Source organism: Klebsiella sp. 10982, assembly GCF_048589245.1.
Lineage (GTDB): Bacteria > Pseudomonadota > Gammaproteobacteria > Enterobacterales > Enterobacteriaceae > Klebsiella > Klebsiella quasivariicola.
The window spans coordinates 1-702 of sequence record NZ_JBMAXV010000135.1 but is presented as its reverse complement, the minus strand read 5'-3'; the positions used below and the strand labels follow the sequence as shown (position 1 = coordinate 702).

The following is a 702-nucleotide window of genomic DNA, read 5'->3' as shown; positions in this document are numbered from 1 at the left end:
GTTCGCACCCCGTCAGCGCTGACGGAGGAAGCCCTGAAACGGATCGGTGAGTTATATGCCATCGAGGCGGAAATAAGGGGGATGCCGGCGAAGCGACGCCTTGCAGAACGTCAGCAAAAAGCTAAACCGCGGCTGAAATCCCTGGAAAGCTGGCTGCGTGAAAAGGTGAAAACGCTGTCGCGACACTCAGAACTGGCGAAAGCGTTCACGTACGTACTGAACCAGTGGCCGGCGCTGGCTTACTATACTGACGACGGCTGGGCCGAGGCAGATAACAACATAGCTGAGAATGCGCTACGGATGGTCAGCCTGGGCCGCAAAAACTACCTGTTCTTCGGTTCGGATCATGGAGGAGAGCGGGGAGCGCTGCTGTACAGCCTGATCGGGACATGCAAACTGAACGGAGTGGAGCCAGAAAGCTACCTCCGTTATGTCCTTGACGTCATTGCTGACTGGCCGATAAACCGGGTCAGCGAACTACTCCCCTGGCGCGTAGCACTGCCAACTGAATAACACATCCCCGTCAATACGGTTCTCGCTGCACGCTTACGCATTATGGGCGTTGGCCTCAACACGATTTTACGTCACTTAAAAAACTCAGGCCGCAGTCGGTAACCTCGCGCATACAGCCGGGCAGTGACGTCATCGTCTGCGCGGAAATGGACCAACAGTGGGGATACGTCGGGGCTAAATCGCGCCAGC

General features: G+C 56.6%; 1 protein-coding gene and 1 pseudogene. Both read left to right on the top strand.

The features are described from left to right. On the top strand, positions 1-513 hold a 513-nt coding region (locus ACKLKD_RS27940), incomplete at its 5' end, for an IS66 family transposase (RefSeq protein WP_186971305.1). A gap of 27 nt (positions 514-540) precedes the next feature. Beyond that, a pseudogene (locus ACKLKD_RS27935) lies at positions 541-702 on the top strand (IS1 family transposase); the annotation flags it as partial.